We start from the raw sequence: 15,951 nt of genomic DNA, 5'->3' as shown, positions 1-15,951 counted from the left end.
GGACGAAACCTCGAGTGTCGGACGCCGCGGCTAGGGTGCCACGCATCCGATTCCCCGATCCTGAGGTGAACCCCATGAGCACCCTGCACCGCCGGACCCTGTTCGGCATCTTCGCCGTCGCCGCCGCCGGCACCCTCGCCGGGTGCGCCCAGAGCCAGCGCACCCCGGACTCCGCCAGCACCAGCGCCGGCCAGCCGGGCAGCACCGGCACCACGGCCGAGACGTTCATCTTCGCCGGGTCCTCCGACCCGGTCATGCTCGACCCGGCGATGGCGTCGGACGGCGAGACGTTCCGCATCGCCCGCCAGATCTTCGAGGGCCTGGTGACCGTCGAGCCCGGCTCCACCGAGCTGGCGCCCCTGCTCGCGACGGAGTGGACGAGCTCCGACGACGGCCTGGCGCACACGTTCACCCTCAAGGAGGGCGTGACGTTCCACGACGGCACCCCGTTCAACGCGGACGCCGTGGTCGCCAACTTCGAGCGCTGGGCCAACTGGAGCGGCATCAACCAGAACGAGAACATCACCTACTACTACGGCAAGCTCTTCCGTGGTTACCGCAACCCCGAGGACGGCGCCGAGCCCGGCATCTACGACCGCTGCGAGACCAACGGCGACAACGAGGTGACGGTGCACCTCACCGCGCCGTTCGCGTCCTTCGTGGACGCGATGACGCTGCCCGCGTTCTCCATGCAGTCCCCGTCGGCGATGGAGCAGTACAACGCCGACAACACCCAGGGCACCGTCGACGACCCGCGCTTCTCCGAGTACGCGACGGCCCACCCGACCGGCACCGGCCCCTTCACGTTCGAGAGCTGGGACCGCGGCCAGCAGGTGACGCTCGTGCGCAACGACGACTACCACGGCGAGGCCGCGCAGGTCAGCCGCGTCGTCGTCCGCATCATCTCCGACGCCCGCGCCCGCACCCAGGAGCTCCAGGCCGGCAACATCGACGGGTACGACCTCGTGGCCCCCGCCGACATCCAGGTGTTGAAGGACGCCGGCTTCCAGGTGCTCAACCGGCCCGCCTTCAACATCTTGTACCTCGGCATCAACCAGAACGTGAACCCGGCGATGCAGGACATCCGCGTCCGCCAGGCGATCAACCACGCGATCGACAAGGACGCGGTGATCAGCCAGTCGCTGCCCGAGGGGTCCATCGCGGCCATCGAGTACATGCCGGACTCGGTGAACGGCTACAACCCCGACGTCACGCAGTACGCCTACGACCCCGACCGGGCGCGCGAACTCCTCGCCGAGGCCGGTCAGGCCGACCTCACGCTGCGGTTCGCCTACCCGACCGGCGTCTCGCGGCCCTACATGCCCACGCCGGAGGACACGTTCGTCGCGATCCGCGCCCAGCTCGAGGCCGTGGGCATCACGGTGGAGCCGGTGACGGCCCGCTGGAGCCCCGACTACCTGGACATGGTGCAGTCGGATGCCGGCATCGACCAGCGCGACGTGCACTTCCTCGGCTGGACGGGTGACTACAACGACCCGGACAACTTCATCGGCGTGTTCTTCGGCCAGCACAGCAACGAGTGGGGCTTCGACAACACCGAGCTGTTCACCGCGCTCGCCGAGGCCCGCCAGCTCGCGACCGCCGACGAGCAGGAGGCCCGCTACGCCGAAATCAACCAGATGATCGCCGACTTCGTGCCGGGCGTGCCGATCGCGCACCCGGCCCCGTCGCTGGCGTTGGGCCCCGGTGTCGAGGGCTACGAGCCGAGCCCGGTGCAGGACGAGGTCTGGAACACGATCACCATCACGCGTTGACGCATGCTGCGCTTCGTCGTCCGGCGGCTGCTGCTGCTGGTTCCGGTGCTCTTCGGGCTGAGCCTGCTGCTGTTCGCCTGGCTGCGCGCGCTGCCGGGTGACCCGGCGCGCGCGCTGCTGGGGGACCGGGCCACGCCCCAGGGCATCGAGCGCCTCAACGCGCAGTACGGGTTCGACCAGCCGCTGCCCGTGCAGTACGTGCGTTACATGGGCCAGCTGCTGCAGGGGAACTTCGGCAACAGCCCGCGCACCGGCCAACCGGTGCTGGCCACGTTCGTGGAGCGCTTCCCCGCCACGGTGGAGCTCTCGGTGGCGGCGCTGCTGTTCGCGGTGGTGGTCGGCATCCCGCTCGGGTATTTCGCGGCCAAGCGAGCGGGCGGCGTCCTCGACCTGGTGGCCGTCGGCAGCTCGCTCGCGGGCGTCGTCATCCCGGTGTTCGTGCTCGCCTACCTGCTGAAGGTGGTGTTCGCGATCGGGCTGCCGGGCCTGGACTGGCTGGCGGTGCTGCCGCCGTCGGGGCGTCAGGACGTGCGGATCAACGCCACCCACATCACCAACTTCTACGTGCTCGACGGGTTGATGACACGGGAGTGGGACGCGGCGTGGGACGCCGTCCGCCACCTCATCCTGCCCGCGCTGGCGCTGGGGTCGATCCCCCTGGCGGCCATCACCCGCATGACGCGGGCGTCGGTGCTCGAGGTGCTGGGCGAGGACTACGTCCGCACCGCCCGCGCCAAGGGCCTGGCCCGGGGTCTCATCACCCGCCGCCACGTCCTCAAGAACGCCATGCTGCCGGTCATCACGATGATCGGCCTGCTCACCGGGCAGTTGCTCTCCGGGGCAGTGCTCACCGAGAGCGTGTTCGCGTTCAACGGCATCGGCAGCTACCTGTTCGACGCCATCGCGACGCTCGACTACGCCGTGCTGCAGGGCTTCATCCTGTTCATCGCGCTGATCTACGCGCTGGTGAACCTGGTGGTCGACATCGTGTACGGCCTCTTCGACCCGAGGATGCGTGTGCGATGACCTCCGTGACCCCCGCCTCGTTCACGCCCGACGAGGGCCTGCCCCGGCCGCAGTCGCTGGTGGACGCCATGGGTCCGGCCCTGGACGCCCAGGAGACCGGCACCAGCCTGTGGGCCGGCGCGTTCCGGCGGCTGCGCCGCGACCCCTCGGCCATCGTGGGGGCCGTGATCGTGACGATCTTCGTGCTCGTCGCGGTGTTCGCACCCGTGCTCGCGCCCTACGAGCCGGCCCGCACCCAGTGGGCCAACCAGATCACCCCGACCACGCTGCCGCCGTTCTCGGCCGAGCACCCGCTGGGGCTCGACTCGTTCGGCTCGGACTTCCTCACCCAGCTCATCCACGGCGCCCGGCAGTCGCTCATCATCGGCATCGTCTCGACGCTGCTCGGCCTCGCCGGTGGCGCGCTGCTGGGTGGCCTCGCCGGCGCTTTCGGCGGGTGGGTGGACACGCTGGTGATGCGGATCGTCGACATCCTGTTGTCCATCCCCGCCCTGCTGCTGGCCGTCAGCGTGGCGGCCATCGTGGGGCGGCGTCCCGAGGCGCTGATGATCGCGATCGCAGCCGCCCAGGTGCCGATCTTCGCGCGGCTGCTGCGCGGCTCGATGCTGCGCCAGCGGGGGCAGGACTACGTGCTGGCCTCCACGTCGCTCGGGCTGCGGCGGCGCACGATCGTGATGGCGCACGTGCTGCCGAACTCGCTGGGGCCGGTGATCGTGCAGGCCACGCTGGTGCTGGCCACCGCGATCATCGAGGTGGCCGCGCTGAGCTACCTGGGCATGGGCTCGCCCGACCCGACGGTCGCCGAGTGGGGTCGCATGCTGGTGCGCGGCCAGGAGCGGCTGCAGTCCTACCCGCACCTGACCCTGTTGCCGGGCCTGTGCATCGCCGTGACCGCGCTGGGGTTCACCCTGCTCGGGGAGGCCCTGCGCGAGGCCCTCGACCCGAAGTCGCGGGGGTGAGGCCGTGAGCACCGTGGTGGGTGGGGCGGCGGCGTCCGGTTCGGTCGGTGGCGGGCCCCTGTTGAGCGTGCGTGACCTGAGCGTGGTGTTCGGACGCCGCGGCCAGCCGGGGTTCACGGCGGTCCACCACGTGTCGTTCGACGTGGCGGGCGGCGAGGTCGTGGGCATCGTGGGGGAGTCGGGCTCGGGCAAGTCGGTGACGTCGATGGCCGTGATGGGGCTGCTCCCGGCGCGCGGCGTCCGGATCAGCGGCGAGGCGCGTTACCGCGGCCGCGACCTGCTGACGATGCCCGACCGCGAGCGCGCCCGGTACCGCGGCGCCGAGCTCGCCATGGTGTTCCAGGACCCGATGACCTCGCTCAACCCCGTCGTCACCGTGGGGACCCAGGTGACCGAGGTGCTGCACGCCCACGAGCGGCTCTCGCGGGCGGACGCCCGCGACCAGGCCGTCGACCTGCTGCGGCGGTGCGGCATCCCCGACCCGGCGCGCCGGCTGGGGGAGTACCCGCACCAGCTGTCGGGCGGCATGCGCCAGCGGGCGCTGATCGCGACGGCGCTGGCGTGCAAGCCGAAGCTCCTGATCTGCGACGAGCCGACCACCGCGCTCGACGTGACGATCCAGGCCCAGGTGCTTGAACTGCTGGTCGAGCTGGTCAGGGATCTGGGGACGGCGATGGTCATGATCACGCACGACCTGGGGGTCGTCGCCGGGCTGTGCGACCAGGTGAACGTCATGTACGCCGGCCGCATCGTCGAGCGGGCGGGGTGTCACGAGCTGTTCGCGCGCCCCCGGCACCGCTACACGGAGGGGCTGCTGGCCTCGATCCCACGGCTGGACGGCGACCGGTCGCTGCCGCTCACGCCGATCCCGGGGACGCCGCGCGACGTGGTGGCGTGGGATCGGGCCTGCGCGTTTGCGCCCCGCTGCCGGTTCGTGACGGACGCCTGCGTGCGCGGCGACCTGGCCCTCGCCCCCCTGGGGCCGGGCCACGACGTCCGCTGCGTCCACCCCGCGGGCGGCGCCGCGCCCGGTGCCGTCACCGCCACGAGCCAGGAGGCCCCGTGACCGATCACCTCGTCGAGGCCCAGGATCTCAAGGTGCACTACCCGATCCGCCGGGGGCTGGTGTTCGACCGCACAGTCGGCCACGTGCGCGCGGTGGACGGCGTCAGCCTGGCCGTGCCGCGCGGCAGCACCTACGGGCTCGTCGGCGAATCGGGCTGCGGCAAGTCGACGCTCGGCCGGGCGCTGCTGCGCCTGGAGGAGACCGCGGGCGGGCAGATCGTCTTCGACGGCGACGACATCACCCAGCTCCGCGGCGAGCCGCTGCGGGTGCTGCGCCGACGGATGCAGATGGTGTTCCAGGATCCGATGGCGAGCCTCGACCCCCGCCAGTCGATCCAGTCGCTGCTCACCGAGCCGTTGCGCGTCCACGGCTTGGCGGAGGCCGATCGGGAGGAGTTCGGGGCCGACTCGTCGGCGTCCCACCTCGCCAAGGCGGTGCGCATGCTCGAGCTGGTGGGCCTGCCCCGCGCGACGCTCGAGAAGTACCCCCACGAGTTCTCCGGCGGGCAGCGGCAGCGGATCGGCATCGCGCGCGCGGTGATCCTGAACCCCGAGCTGGTGATCGCCGACGAGCCCGTCTCGGCGCTCGACGTCTCGGTGCAGGCCCAGGTCATCAACCTGCTCGAGGATCTGCAGGACGCCCTCGGCCTCACCTACGTCGTGGTCGCCCACGACCTGGCGGTCGTCCGGCACATCAGCGACCGCATCGGGGTGATGTATCTCGGCGTCATCGTCGAGGAGGCACCGGCCGACGACCTCTACGCCGAGCCGCTGCACCCCTACACGATCACGCTGCTCTCGGCGATCCCGGTGCCGGATCCGGTCGCCGAGGCGTCCCGCGAGCGCATCCTGCTCTCCGGCGACCTGCCCAGCCCGGCGAACCCGCCGACCGGATGCCGCTTCCACACCCGGTGCCCCTGGGTGCGCGACGAGCTGTGCCGCACCGAGGTGCCCGCGCTGCGCGAGATCGCGCCGGGGCGGCGCGTGGCGTGCCACTGGGCGGAGTCCATCGCGGCGGGCCGGCTGGCCCCGGACGCCGACGCCGTGGTTCCGCCCCGCGGCGACTGACCCCGGCGATTCACGGGAACACCCGGCGTCGGCCAACAGACGGTCCACGTGGCGCACCCGGCATTCACGTGGCGCACCCGAGAATGACGTGGCGCAGTGCCGCTCACGTGGCGGCCCGTCCAAGGCCCTCCAGGTGAGCGGCGCTGCGCCACGTGGAACTGAGGTCTGCCCAGTGGTGTTGAGCTGCGCCGGGTGGAGCTGCGGTGCGCCGGGTGGACTCAGGCCGAGGCCACGGCTTCGGTGAACCAGCCCGTGAGGGTCGTCGGGTGGGTGATGGCGGTGCCGACCACGACGGCCCATGCGCCGTGCCGGATCGCGCGTGCAGCCTGGGCCGGCGTGTGGATCCGGCCCTCGACGAACACCGGCACGGACGCCAGCGCCACGACCTCGTCGATGCACTCCCAATCGGGGCCGTCCGTCTTGGGCCGCTCGCCGGTGTAGCCGGCCAGGGTCGTGCCGAGGATGTCCGCGCCGGCGTCCTGCGCGGCGTCGGCGTCGGCGGCCGACCCGCAGTCGGCCATCACGAGCACGTCGGGGAAGCGGTTCCTCAGTTCCGTGACGGTGCGGGCGAAGGACAGCCCGTCCGGACGCGGCCGCCGCGTCCCGTCCAGGGCCACGATCTCCACCCCGGTGTCGGCCACGGCCAGGCAGTCGTCGAGGGTCGGGGTGATGTAGACCCCGGAGTCGCCCACCTTCACCAGCCCGATCAGCGGCACGGTCAGGACGGGGCGCATCGCCCGCAGGTCGTCCAGTCCCTTGCCGCGGATGCCCACCGCGCCGCCGGCCACCGCCGCCTGGGCGACCTGCGCCATCGTCCGCGGGTCGAGCATCGGCTCGCCGGGGTAGGCCTGGCACGACACGACCAGGCCACCGCGCAGGGCCTCGAGATCCACCGTCATGACGCCACCCCCCGCGGCGACGCCACCAGGCCCACCTCGGCCAGGAGGACGTCGATGCGGGCGAGTGCCGCGTCCGGCAGCGGCGTGAGCGGTGCGGGCATGGCTCCGGAGGCGATCACACCCAGCCGCGCCAGGGCTGCCTTGAACGCCCCGATGCCGGCGGCGTCGCCGCCAAGACCCACGGTGGTGAACGCGATCTCGAACAGGCGGGCCAGGCGATCCTGCTCGGCCCGGGCAGCACCCCAGTCGCCCAAGAGGGCGGCGTCCCAGAGGCGCCGGTACCCGGCCGGATCGACGTTTGCCAGGCCAGGGACCACGCCGTCGGCCCCCAGCAGCGCCATGCCGTCGACCATCACCTCGTGGCCGGTCGAGATCGACAGGGGGGAGCCGGCGTCCGCGTTGGCCCGCACCAGGCGGCGGAAGGAGACGTCGTCGCCGGAGGAGTCCTTGACCCCGGCCAACACCCCTTCGCGCCCCAGCTCCACCACGAGGTCAACGCCCAACTTCGTGTTCACGCGCACCGGCACGTCGTACGCGACCACCGGAACGTCGACGGCGTGCGCGACCATCCGGAAGTGCTCGGCCACCTCGGGGGCGGATGCCAACGCGTAGAAGGGGGCGGTCACGACGACGGCGTCGGCACCCCAGTCCACGACGCGGCGCGCGAGCTCCGCGACGCGGCGAGCGGTCAGGTCGGGCGTCCCGACGAACACGGGCACCCGGCCGGCAGCGCGCTCCACCACGCGGCGGACCACCGCCTCGCGCTCCGCGTCGGTCAGGTAGGCCACCTGGCCGGACGAACCGAGGACGAACAAGCCGTCCATGCCGCCGGCCAGCAGGTGGTCGACGAGACGGTCGAGGCTCGGGAGGTCGAGCTCACCCCCGGGTGTCAGGGGCGTCAGCACGGGCGGGATGATGCCGGACAACAGGGACATGGGTCACCTCTCCAGGAGGGTCGGGGCGGCACCGAGCAGGGTGCGCGTGTAAGGGTGCTGCGGGTCGGTGAACAACGCCTCGGCGGGGCCGGTCTCGACGATCTGCCCGGCGTTCATCACGGCCATCCGGTCGGAGACGTAGCGGACCGTCGCGATGTCGTGGCTGATGAACACCATGCCCAGGCCGAGGCCGTCCTTGAGGTCGGTGAGGAGGTTGAGCACCTGGGCGCGCACCGACACGTCGAGGGCGGAGGTGGGTTCGTCGGCCACGATGACGTCGGGCTCGAGCGACAGGGCCCGGGCGATGGCCACCCGCTGGCGCTGGCCGCCGGAGATCTGGCGGGGGAGGACGTCCAGCGCCGAGGCGGGCAGGCCGACCAGTTCCAGCAGCCGGCGCACTCGTGCCTCCCGCTCGGCCTCCGTCCCGATCCGGTGGACGACGAGCGGGTCGAGCAGCTGGTCGCGCACGGGCATCCGCGGGTTGAGGGCGGTCGCAGGATCCTGGAACACCACGGAGACCGCGCGGCCCAGCTCGCGCCGGAACCCGGCGCCGTAGCGCAACTGACGGCCCCGGAACAGCACCTCGCCCTGCGTCGGGCGTTGCAGACCCACGAGCACCCGGGCGAGCGTAGACTTCCCGCAGCCCGACTCGCCCACGATGCCCACCGTCTCGCCGCGGCGCACGGTGAAGTCGACGTCGTTCACGGCATGGACGGTGCCCGGCCGGAAGAGCCCACCGGTCCGCGTCCGGTGGATCACGTGGACGCCGCGCAGCTCCAGCGCCGGGGCGTCGTCGGTGGGGCTGGCGGTGGTGGCTGCGTGGCTCATCGGAGGGCCTCCAGTTCGGGGTGGGCTGCATACACGTGGTCGGTGCCCGGCACGGTGACCATGGGCGGCCGGACGTCCCGCCCGATCTCGGGGTGGGACGAGCGGGGCGCGAAGCGGTCACCGGCGACGAACTCCCGCGGGCTGGGCACCACGCCCGGCACCTGGTGCAGCCGGCCCGACCCGGACTCGATCGAGAGCACCGATCCGAGCAACCCCCGGGTGTACTCGTGGCGCGGGTCGCGCAGCAGGTCGGCTGTCGCGCCCGACTCGACGACCTGCCCGGCGTACATCACGGTGACGCGGTGGGCGACGGACGCGACGAGCGCCAGATCGTGGCTGACGAAGACCATGGCGAAGCCGAGCTTCTCGCGCAGGTCGTTGAGCAGGTCGATGACCTGCTTCTGCACCGTCACGTCGAGCGCCGTGGTCGGCTCGTCGGCGATGACCAGGCGCGGGTTGCGCGTCAGTGCCATCGCGATGAGGACCCGCTGCCGCTGCCCGCCCGAGAGTTCGTGCGGGTAGGACGCCAGCGTGCGGGCCGGGTCGAGGCCCACCAGGTCGAGCAAATCCTCGGCCGACCGCTGCCCCCCGCGGGACGTGAGCTGCTTCAGCTGGGTGCGCACCAACATCGACGGGTTCAGGGAGCTGAGGGCGTCCTGGTAGATCATGGCGATCTCGTGGCCGCGCAGGGCGTTGTGCCGGGCCGGGCTGAGCGTGAGCAGGTCGGTGCCGTCGAAGCGGATCGATCCCGACAGCCGCGCCGACGGCGGCAACAGCCCCATGATCGCCATCGACGTGATCGACTTGCCGCAGCCGGACTCGCCGACCAGGCCCATCGTCTCGCCGGGGCGCACGGCGAAGCTCACGTGGTCGACCACCGCGACGTCCCCGTGCTGCTCGGGGAAGCGGATCGACAGGTTGTCGACCTCCAGCAGGGGCGGGGCGTCCCCGGTGTAGACGAGCCGGTCGTTCCGCTCGGCCTCCACCACGGCGAGCGCGGCCAGGCGCTCCTCCAGCGGCACCGTCGGCTCGCCGGCCGCGGCGAGCTCGGCCGCCACGGCGTCCGTCCCGTCCTCGGCGGCGGCGTCGCGGATCCTGACCGGACGCCGCGCCTTCGGCGCGACCATCGCGTCGGTCATCCCCTCGGACAGGATGTTGAGGCACAGGGTGGTGACGAGGATGGCGAGACCCGGGAAGAACGTGGCCCACCAGCCGCCGATGAGGAGCAACTGCTTGCCGTCGGCCAGCACGTTGCCCCAGGACGGGTTGGGCGGGCGGACCCCGGCGTTGATGAACGACAGGGATGCCTCGAACACGATGGCGTCCGCGACCAGCACGGTGGCGAACACCAGGATCGGCGCGATGCAGTTGCGGGCGACGTGCTTGGCGAGGATCCACCACGTCGCGGCACCCATGACGCGGGACGCGGCCACGTAGTCCTCCCCGAACTGCGCGAGGACGTTCGCGCGCACCACGCGGGTGAGCTGCGGGGTGTAGAGGAAGGCGATGGCGAACACGAGCACCGGCAGGGACGCCCCCCACACCGCCACGAACACCGCCGCCAGCGCGATGCCGGGGAAGCTCATGATGATGTCGAGGATGCGCATGAGCACCTCGGAGACCCACTTGTGGCTGGTCGCGGCGACCGAGCCGAGGACGGCCGCGGCCACCAGCGCGACCGCGGTCGCGGCCAGCCCGATCACGAGCGAGCTGCGCGCACCGTGCACGACCCGGCTGAAGATGTCGCGCCCGATCTGGTCGGTGCCGAAGAAGTGCTCCGCGCTCGGCGGCTGGGCGGGGGTGCCGGTGGCCAGCGGGCTCTGCGTGGCGACGAGCGGCGCGAAGATCGCCATGAGAGCGACCACGGCGAGCAGCACCAGCGCGATGCGGGATGCCCACGGCAGGGCGCGCAGGCGCAGGCCGGGCTCGGAGAGGCGTTCGGTGAGGCGGCGGCGCATGTCAGACCGTCCTGATCCTGGGGTTCACGAGGACGTAGAGCACGTCCACGATGATGTTGATGACGATGAACGCGATCGCGACGGTGAGCGTGACTCCCTGCACGAGGAACACGTCGTTGCGGGTCACGCCGTCGAGGATGAGCTGGCCCATGGCCCGGATGTTGAAGATGATCTCGATGATGACGGCACCACCCATCAGGTAGCCGACGCGCAGGCCCAGCACCGTGATCGGGGTGATCAGCGCGTTGCGCAGCACATTGCGGGCGATCACGACCGGCCGGGGGATGCCGGCGCCGATCGCGGTGCGGACGTAGTCGCGGTCGAGCTCCTCCACCATCGAGGTGCGCACCACGCGCGTCAGGGAGCCGGCCACGGGCACCGCGAGCGCGATGGCGGGCAGCGAGATGTTGTTCACCCAGATGCCCGGATCCTGGGTGAACGGCACCCAGCGGGCGATGACGGCCGGGTAGAGGCCCGCGCCGCCCGGCACCGTCGAGAGCCACTGGATCAGCAGGATCGCCAGCCAGAACGACGGCGTCGCCAGGGACGCGATCGACAGGACGCGGATGAGCTGGTCGGGCCAGCGGTCGCGGTACAGCGCGGCGGTGATGCCCAGCACGAGCGCCAGGACGACGGCGAGCACCAGACCCACCAGGGTGAGCTGCAGGGTGATGGGGAACGCCGTGGCGACGTACTCCGTCACCGGCACGTTGCCGGCGCTCATCCCGAGGTCGCCGCGCAGCAGACCGCCGAGGAAAGAGGCGTAGCGCACGAGCAAGGGGTCGTTGAGGCCGTGGGTCTCCCGGTAGGCCTCGATGGCCTCCTGGGACGCCGACTCGCCCAGGGCGAGACGGGCCGGGTCGGCCGGGGAGAAGGACATCACCAGGAACACCAGCAGCGTCACGCCCAGCACCATGACGGGGAACGCGACGAGGCGGCGTCCGATGAGTCGGAGCAGGGTGGTCACAGGTGACTCCAGGTGGGTGACGAGGACGGGACCGGTCAGGGGCCGCCGGTCGGGGAGGGGTGGCCGACCCGGAGGGAGGGGCCGGCCACCCGCGTCGGGGGGTCAGGACTGGGTCGTGCCGACGTCGATGAACGACAGACCCGTCAGGGCGATGGGCTGGAAGTCGACCAGGGTGTCGGCGTCGTAGCCCGTCGTCGTCTTGCGGTGGAACAGCGGGTAGAGCGGCACCTCCTCGCTGAGGAGGTTGAAGATATCGCTCCACGTCGCCTCCTGCTCGGCACCGGTCTGCCGGGCGCCCTCGTCGAGCAGCGTCTGCACCTGCGTGTAGGACTCGGTGCCCTTCCAGTGCATCCGGGCCTCGGTCCAGGTGTCCCCGGCGTACCACCAGCGCATCAGCAGATCGGCGTCCGAGCCGAACACCGACGGGTCACCGGGAGCGACGAGCACGTCGTAGGCGTTCACGTTCTCGGGGCCGGTGATGGCGTTGTAGGCCTCCGAACTCTGCCGCTCGTCGAACTCGACGGTGAGGCCGACGGCCTCCAACGACTCCTTGATGATGGGGGTCGCGAGCTGGACCCAGCCGTGGTTGGTGCACATCATGCGCATCGAGGTCAGGCCGGTCTCGGCGAGGAGCGCGCGGGCGCGATCGGCGTCCAGCGCGTACACCGTGGACGCGCGCTCGTACGAGGGGTGCGTCTCCTGGAGGAACGAGGTGGCCGGGGTGGCGTTGCCCTGGTAGGCGGTCTGGACGACCTTCTCCATGTCGATCGCGTACAGGAACGCCTGCCGGTTGCGCACGTCGTCGAACGGCGCCTTGCCCTGGTTGAACATGGCGAACAGCAGACCGAAGCCCTGCTCGGACGCCACCGTGGCGTTCTGCTCCAGGGTGGCGATCGAGAGCTCCGGGACGAGGTCCATGGCTTGGACGGCGCCCGACCCCAGCGCGTTCATGCGCGTCGCGTTGTCGGGCATGATGCTCCACACCATGCGGGCGGCGCGGGCCGGGTGGGTGCCGGTGTAGTCGTCGAACCGCTCGAAGACGATCTCGCGCGACGTGGCCGAGTTGTCGGTCATGCGCCACGGGCCGGTGCCCACGGGGTTGGCGTCGAACGCCTCGGCGTCGGCCTCGACGGCCGCGCGGGGGACGATCTTGACGACGCTCAGCCGATCGGGCACCAAGGAGAAGGGGTAGGCGAGGTTGATGCGAACCCCGTTGTCGCCGGCCGGTTCGACGGACTCGATGAACGTGATGAACTGCCGGTACAGCGAGTTGTTGGCCTCGTCCATGACCCGGTTGAAGCTGAAGACGACGTCGTCGGGGGTGACGGGGGTGCCGTCGTGAAACACCGCGCCGTCGCGCAGCGTCGCCTCCCAGGTGGTGTCGTCGACCTGCGTGGGCAGCTCGGCGGCCAGGGCCGCGTACACCTCCCGGTCGCCGGTGGGGAGGATCTCGGTGAGACCCTCCATCGTGTGCCAGTTCGCGGCGAGCGTGAGGGCGGCGGTGGTGGTCAGGGGGTCGTAACCGTTGGTGCCCAGCTCGTAGCTGATGCCGGCGGTGATGGTGCCGTCCTCGGCGGCCGTGCCTGCGCCCGGGGTGGTGCCGGCGTCGGTGCCGGCCGTCTCGCGCTGGGCCGGCGTGGTGCCGCAGGCCGAGAGCGTGCCGGTGAGAGCCGCGGCGGCGCCCATGGCCCCGGCCAGCCCCAGGAAGCGCCGGCGCGTGGTGCCGGGGATGAGTTCGTTGCTCATGGAAGCTCCTAATGTCGGACGTCCGATGTCTGACGTTTGTGCCAATATAGAGGGACGCAGGCGAAGGAGCAATCACGAATGGATCACGATCCGCTGCCGGGGGGGCGCTGGCGCACCACCACGGCGATCAAGGAGCTGATGCTCGCGCGCGGCCTCAAGCCGGGGGATCCGATGCCCACGGAATCCGAGCTCGTGGAGACGACGGGCGTGTCGCGCTCCAAGCTGCGCGAGGCCGTCCGGACGCTGACCGCCCTCGACATCCTCGAAGTGCGGCACGGCACCGGCACGTTCGTCGGGCAGATGTCGATGCGGCCGCTCGTGGAGGGCATGGTCTTCCGGGGCGTGCTCGCCCCCGGGGACGACGCGACGATGCTCACCCAGGTCGTCGAGGTGCGCACCGGGCTCGACCTGGGGCTCGCCCCGCGCATCGTGGAGCGGTTGGCCGGCCGCGACGACACCGAACTGAGGGCCTGCGTCCAGGCGATGGTGGACGCCGCGGGCCGCGGTGAATCCTTCACCACCGAGGACCGCACGTTCCACCTCACCCTCGCGGAGCGGCTGGGCAATGACCTGTACGGCGAGATCGTCGCCGCGTTCTGGGACATCCACATGACGGTTGCCCCCCGGCTCGGTCTCGCCGGTGCGCGCGACCTGACCGACACGGCGCTGGCGCACGAACGCATGCTGGACGCTGCGATCGCCGGCGACATCGACGCCTACCGCGCCGCGGTGGTGGACCACTACACACCCATCCTGCGGATGCTGGGTCAGCCCGGGCCCGCGCCGCGGGACGCCTGAACAGGAGCAGCAGTCATGGAAGTCATCATCTGCCCGGACGCCGAGGCGGTTGCCCAGCTGGCCGCCGCCAAGGTCGAACGCGTGGCGCGCGACCGGGGCCCGGAGCCGGTCATCGGCGTCGCCACCGGTTCCTCGCCCGTCGCCCTCTACGACGCGTTGGCCGCGCGGGTCGCGTCCGGAGAATTGGACCTCTCCGACGCCCATGCGTTCGCCCTCGACGAGTACGTCGGCCTGCCGCCGGGGCACCCCGAGTCCTACGCCGAGGTGATCCGCCGCACGGTCACCGAGCCGCTGCGCCTCGACCCGGCCCGCGTGCACGTGCCCGACGGCCGGGCGCAGGATCTCGAGGCCGCCGCGGCGGCGTACGAGGACGCCATCGCGGCCGCCGGGGGGGTCGACGTCCAGATCCTCGGCATCGGCTCGAACGGCCACGTCGGGTTCAACGAGCCCACCAGCTCGCTGGCGTCCCGCACCCGCATCAAGACGTTGACCGCCCGCACCCGCTTCGACAACGCACGGTTCTTCGCGTCCGCCGACGAGGTGCCCACCCACTGCCTCACCCAGGGGCTCGGCACGATCATGGCCGCGCACGAGGTGGTGCTGGTCGCCCAGGGTGACGGCAAGGCGGAAGCCATCGCCGGTCTGGTGGAGGGCCCCGTCACGGCGATGGTGCCCGGTTCGGTGCTGCAGCTGCAGCGCCGCGCCACCGTGATCGTGGACGAGGCCGCGGCGTCCGGCCTGCGGCTGGCCGACTACTACCGTGAGACCTATGAGCGCAAGCCCGACTGGCAGCGGTTCCGCACCGGCCTGTGACACGCGCCTCCTCGCGGCACGGGTGTTCACCGGCCATGAGGTGATCGCCCCCGGCGTGGTGGAGGTCGCCGCCGGCCGGGTGGCCCGTGTCTCGTCCGCGCCGTCCGAGGGGGTGGCGGTGGCCGAGATCGATCTCGGCGACGTCACGCTCGTCCCCGGGTTCGTGGACGTCCACACCCACGGTGGAGCCGGCGCGGAGCTCGCGGACGATCCCGTGACCGCCGCCGAGCATCACCTGCGGCACGGCACCACCAGCGTCGTGGCCTCGTTCGTCACCATGCCGGTGGCGTCGTTGGCCGAGCGCGTCGCGGCGCTGGTGCCCCACGTCACGGCGGGGACGATCGCCGGTGTCCACCTCGAGGGCCCCTGGCTCGCCGAGGAGTTCCACGGGGCGCACCCCGTGGACCTCCTGTGCGACCCGGACCTTGCGGAGGTGGCCCGCATCGTCGAGGCGGGCGAGGGGATCGTCAGGATGGTGACCATCGCGGTCGAGCGGCCCGGGGCGATGGACGCCGTCCGCTGGCTCGCCGACCGGGGGGTGGTCGCCGCCATCGGGCACACGGCGGCCACGTTCGACCAGACCCGGGACGCCCTGGCGGCGGGGGTGACCGGGGTCACGCACCTGTTCAACGCCATGCCGGGGCTGCACCACCGTCGCCCCGGGCCGATCCTGGCGCTGCTGCGGGACGCCGACGTCTGGCTGGAGGTCATCGCCGACGGCGTCCACCTCCACCCCGAGCTGGTGGGCTGGGTGTTCGACCAGGCGCCCGGACGCGTCGTGCTCATCACGGATGCGCTCGCCGCCACCGGCATGCCGGACGGGCGCTTCACCTCCGGCTCGCTCGCGGTGGACGTGCGCGACGGCAAGGCGCTGGTCGCCGGCACCGACACCATCGCGGGCAGCACGCTGGTGCTCGCTGATGCGGTGCGCAACGTCATCGGCTGGGGAGTGCCGTGGACCGACGCCGTGCGCGCCGCGACGCTGCACCCGGCGCGCTACCTCAGCCTGGATGGCGTGGGCGAGCTCGTCCCCGGGGCCCGCGCGGACGCCGTGGCGTTGGCGTCGGACTGGAGCGTGCGCGGGGTGTGGAGGAGCGGGGTCAACGTGGCCTGA

The 15,951-nt window shown here is 71.8% G+C and carries 14 protein-coding genes; 8 read left to right on the top strand and 6 right to left on the bottom strand.

Annotated features, from left to right (window positions below; translation table 11 throughout):
- Positions 1-74 precede the first annotated feature (74 nt).
- The 5 genes from PCC79_RS15945 to PCC79_RS15925 are packed head-to-tail and all read left to right on the top strand — an operon-like array spanning position 75 to position 5,893.
- Positions 75-1,775, top strand: a complete 1,701-nt coding sequence (locus PCC79_RS15945) for an ABC transporter substrate-binding protein (RefSeq protein WP_342372421.1) — start codon at positions 75-77, stop codon at positions 1,773-1,775.
- A gap of 3 nt (positions 1,776-1,778) precedes the next feature.
- Positions 1,779-2,801: an ABC transporter permease gene (locus tag PCC79_RS15940; RefSeq protein WP_232547093.1), complete on the top strand. Its 1,023-nt coding sequence runs from the start codon at positions 1,779-1,781 to the stop codon at positions 2,799-2,801.
- A complete protein-coding gene (locus tag PCC79_RS15935; protein ID WP_342372420.1) occupies positions 2,798-3,760 on the top strand; it encodes an ABC transporter permease in 963 nt (320 codons plus the stop codon). Before PCC79_RS15940 ends, PCC79_RS15935 begins: the two co-directional genes overlap by 4 nt.
- Positions 3,761-3,764: 4 nt before the next feature.
- Positions 3,765-4,826 carry an ABC transporter ATP-binding protein gene (locus PCC79_RS15930; protein ID WP_342372419.1) on the top strand — a complete coding sequence of 354 codons (1,062 nt, stop codon included), beginning with the start codon at positions 3,765-3,767 and terminating at the stop codon, positions 4,824-4,826.
- Positions 4,823-5,893: an ABC transporter ATP-binding protein gene (locus PCC79_RS15925; protein ID WP_232547096.1), complete on the top strand. Its 1,071-nt coding sequence runs from the start codon at positions 4,823-4,825 to the stop codon at positions 5,891-5,893. Before PCC79_RS15930 ends, PCC79_RS15925 begins: the two co-directional genes overlap by 4 nt.
- A gap of 218 nt (positions 5,894-6,111) precedes the next feature.
- Here PCC79_RS15925 and PCC79_RS15920 read toward each other — a convergent pair whose 3' ends face one another.
- From PCC79_RS15920 to PCC79_RS15895, 6 genes are all read right to left on the bottom strand, one after another.
- Positions 6,112-6,792 (bottom strand): N-acetylmannosamine-6-phosphate 2-epimerase, encoded by a 681-nt coding sequence (locus PCC79_RS15920; protein WP_342372418.1) that lies wholly within the window; start codon positions 6,790-6,792, stop codon positions 6,112-6,114.
- Positions 6,789-7,727, bottom strand: a complete 939-nt coding sequence (locus PCC79_RS15915; protein ID WP_342372417.1) for a dihydrodipicolinate synthase family protein — start codon at positions 7,725-7,727, stop codon at positions 6,789-6,791. Before PCC79_RS15915 ends, PCC79_RS15920 begins: the two co-directional genes overlap by 4 nt.
- 3 nt (positions 7,728-7,730) lie before the next feature.
- Positions 7,731-8,555: an ATP-binding cassette domain-containing protein gene (locus PCC79_RS15910; protein WP_342372416.1), complete on the bottom strand. Its 825-nt coding sequence runs from the start codon at positions 8,553-8,555 to the stop codon at positions 7,731-7,733.
- The gene (locus tag PCC79_RS15905) at positions 8,552-10,513 is read right to left on the bottom strand and encodes a dipeptide/oligopeptide/nickel ABC transporter permease/ATP-binding protein (RefSeq protein WP_342372415.1); all 1,962 of its coding nucleotides are present in this window, start codon (positions 10,511-10,513) and stop codon (positions 8,552-8,554) included. The genes PCC79_RS15910 and PCC79_RS15905 overlap by 4 nt, the downstream gene beginning before the upstream one ends.
- A 1-nt stretch (position 10,514) precedes the next feature.
- Positions 10,515-11,480 carry an ABC transporter permease gene (locus PCC79_RS15900; RefSeq protein ID WP_342372414.1) on the bottom strand — a complete coding sequence of 322 codons (966 nt, stop codon included), beginning with the start codon at positions 11,478-11,480 and terminating at the stop codon, positions 10,515-10,517.
- A 102-nt stretch (positions 11,481-11,582) separates the two neighbouring features.
- Positions 11,583-13,226 carry an ABC transporter substrate-binding protein gene (locus PCC79_RS15895; RefSeq protein WP_342372413.1) on the bottom strand — a complete coding sequence of 548 codons (1,644 nt, stop codon included), beginning with the start codon at positions 13,224-13,226 and terminating at the stop codon, positions 11,583-11,585.
- Positions 13,227-13,304: 78 nt separating this feature from the next.
- On the opposite strand from PCC79_RS15895, the gene PCC79_RS15890 reads away from it, so the two are divergent.
- The 3 genes from PCC79_RS15890 to nagA are packed head-to-tail and all read left to right on the top strand — an operon-like array spanning position 13,305 to position 15,951.
- Positions 13,305-14,024, top strand: a complete 720-nt coding sequence (locus PCC79_RS15890; RefSeq protein ID WP_342372412.1) for a FadR/GntR family transcriptional regulator — start codon at positions 13,305-13,307, stop codon at positions 14,022-14,024.
- A 15-nt stretch (positions 14,025-14,039) separates the two neighbouring features.
- Positions 14,040-14,837, top strand: coding sequence for a glucosamine-6-phosphate deaminase (gene nagB, locus PCC79_RS15885; protein WP_342372411.1), 798 nt, complete (start codon positions 14,040-14,042; stop codon positions 14,835-14,837).
- Positions 14,794-15,951 carry an N-acetylglucosamine-6-phosphate deacetylase gene (gene nagA / locus PCC79_RS15880; protein WP_342372410.1) on the top strand — a complete coding sequence of 386 codons (1,158 nt, stop codon included), beginning with the start codon at positions 14,794-14,796 and terminating at the stop codon, positions 15,949-15,951. Before nagB ends, nagA begins: the two co-directional genes overlap by 44 nt.

The organism is Propioniciclava soli (assembly GCF_038502305.1).
Lineage (GTDB): Bacteria > Actinomycetota > Actinomycetes > Propionibacteriales > Propionibacteriaceae > Propioniciclava > Propioniciclava soli.
The sequence above is the reverse complement of the archived record's forward strand: the minus strand, read 5'-3'. Positions and strand labels throughout refer to the sequence as shown.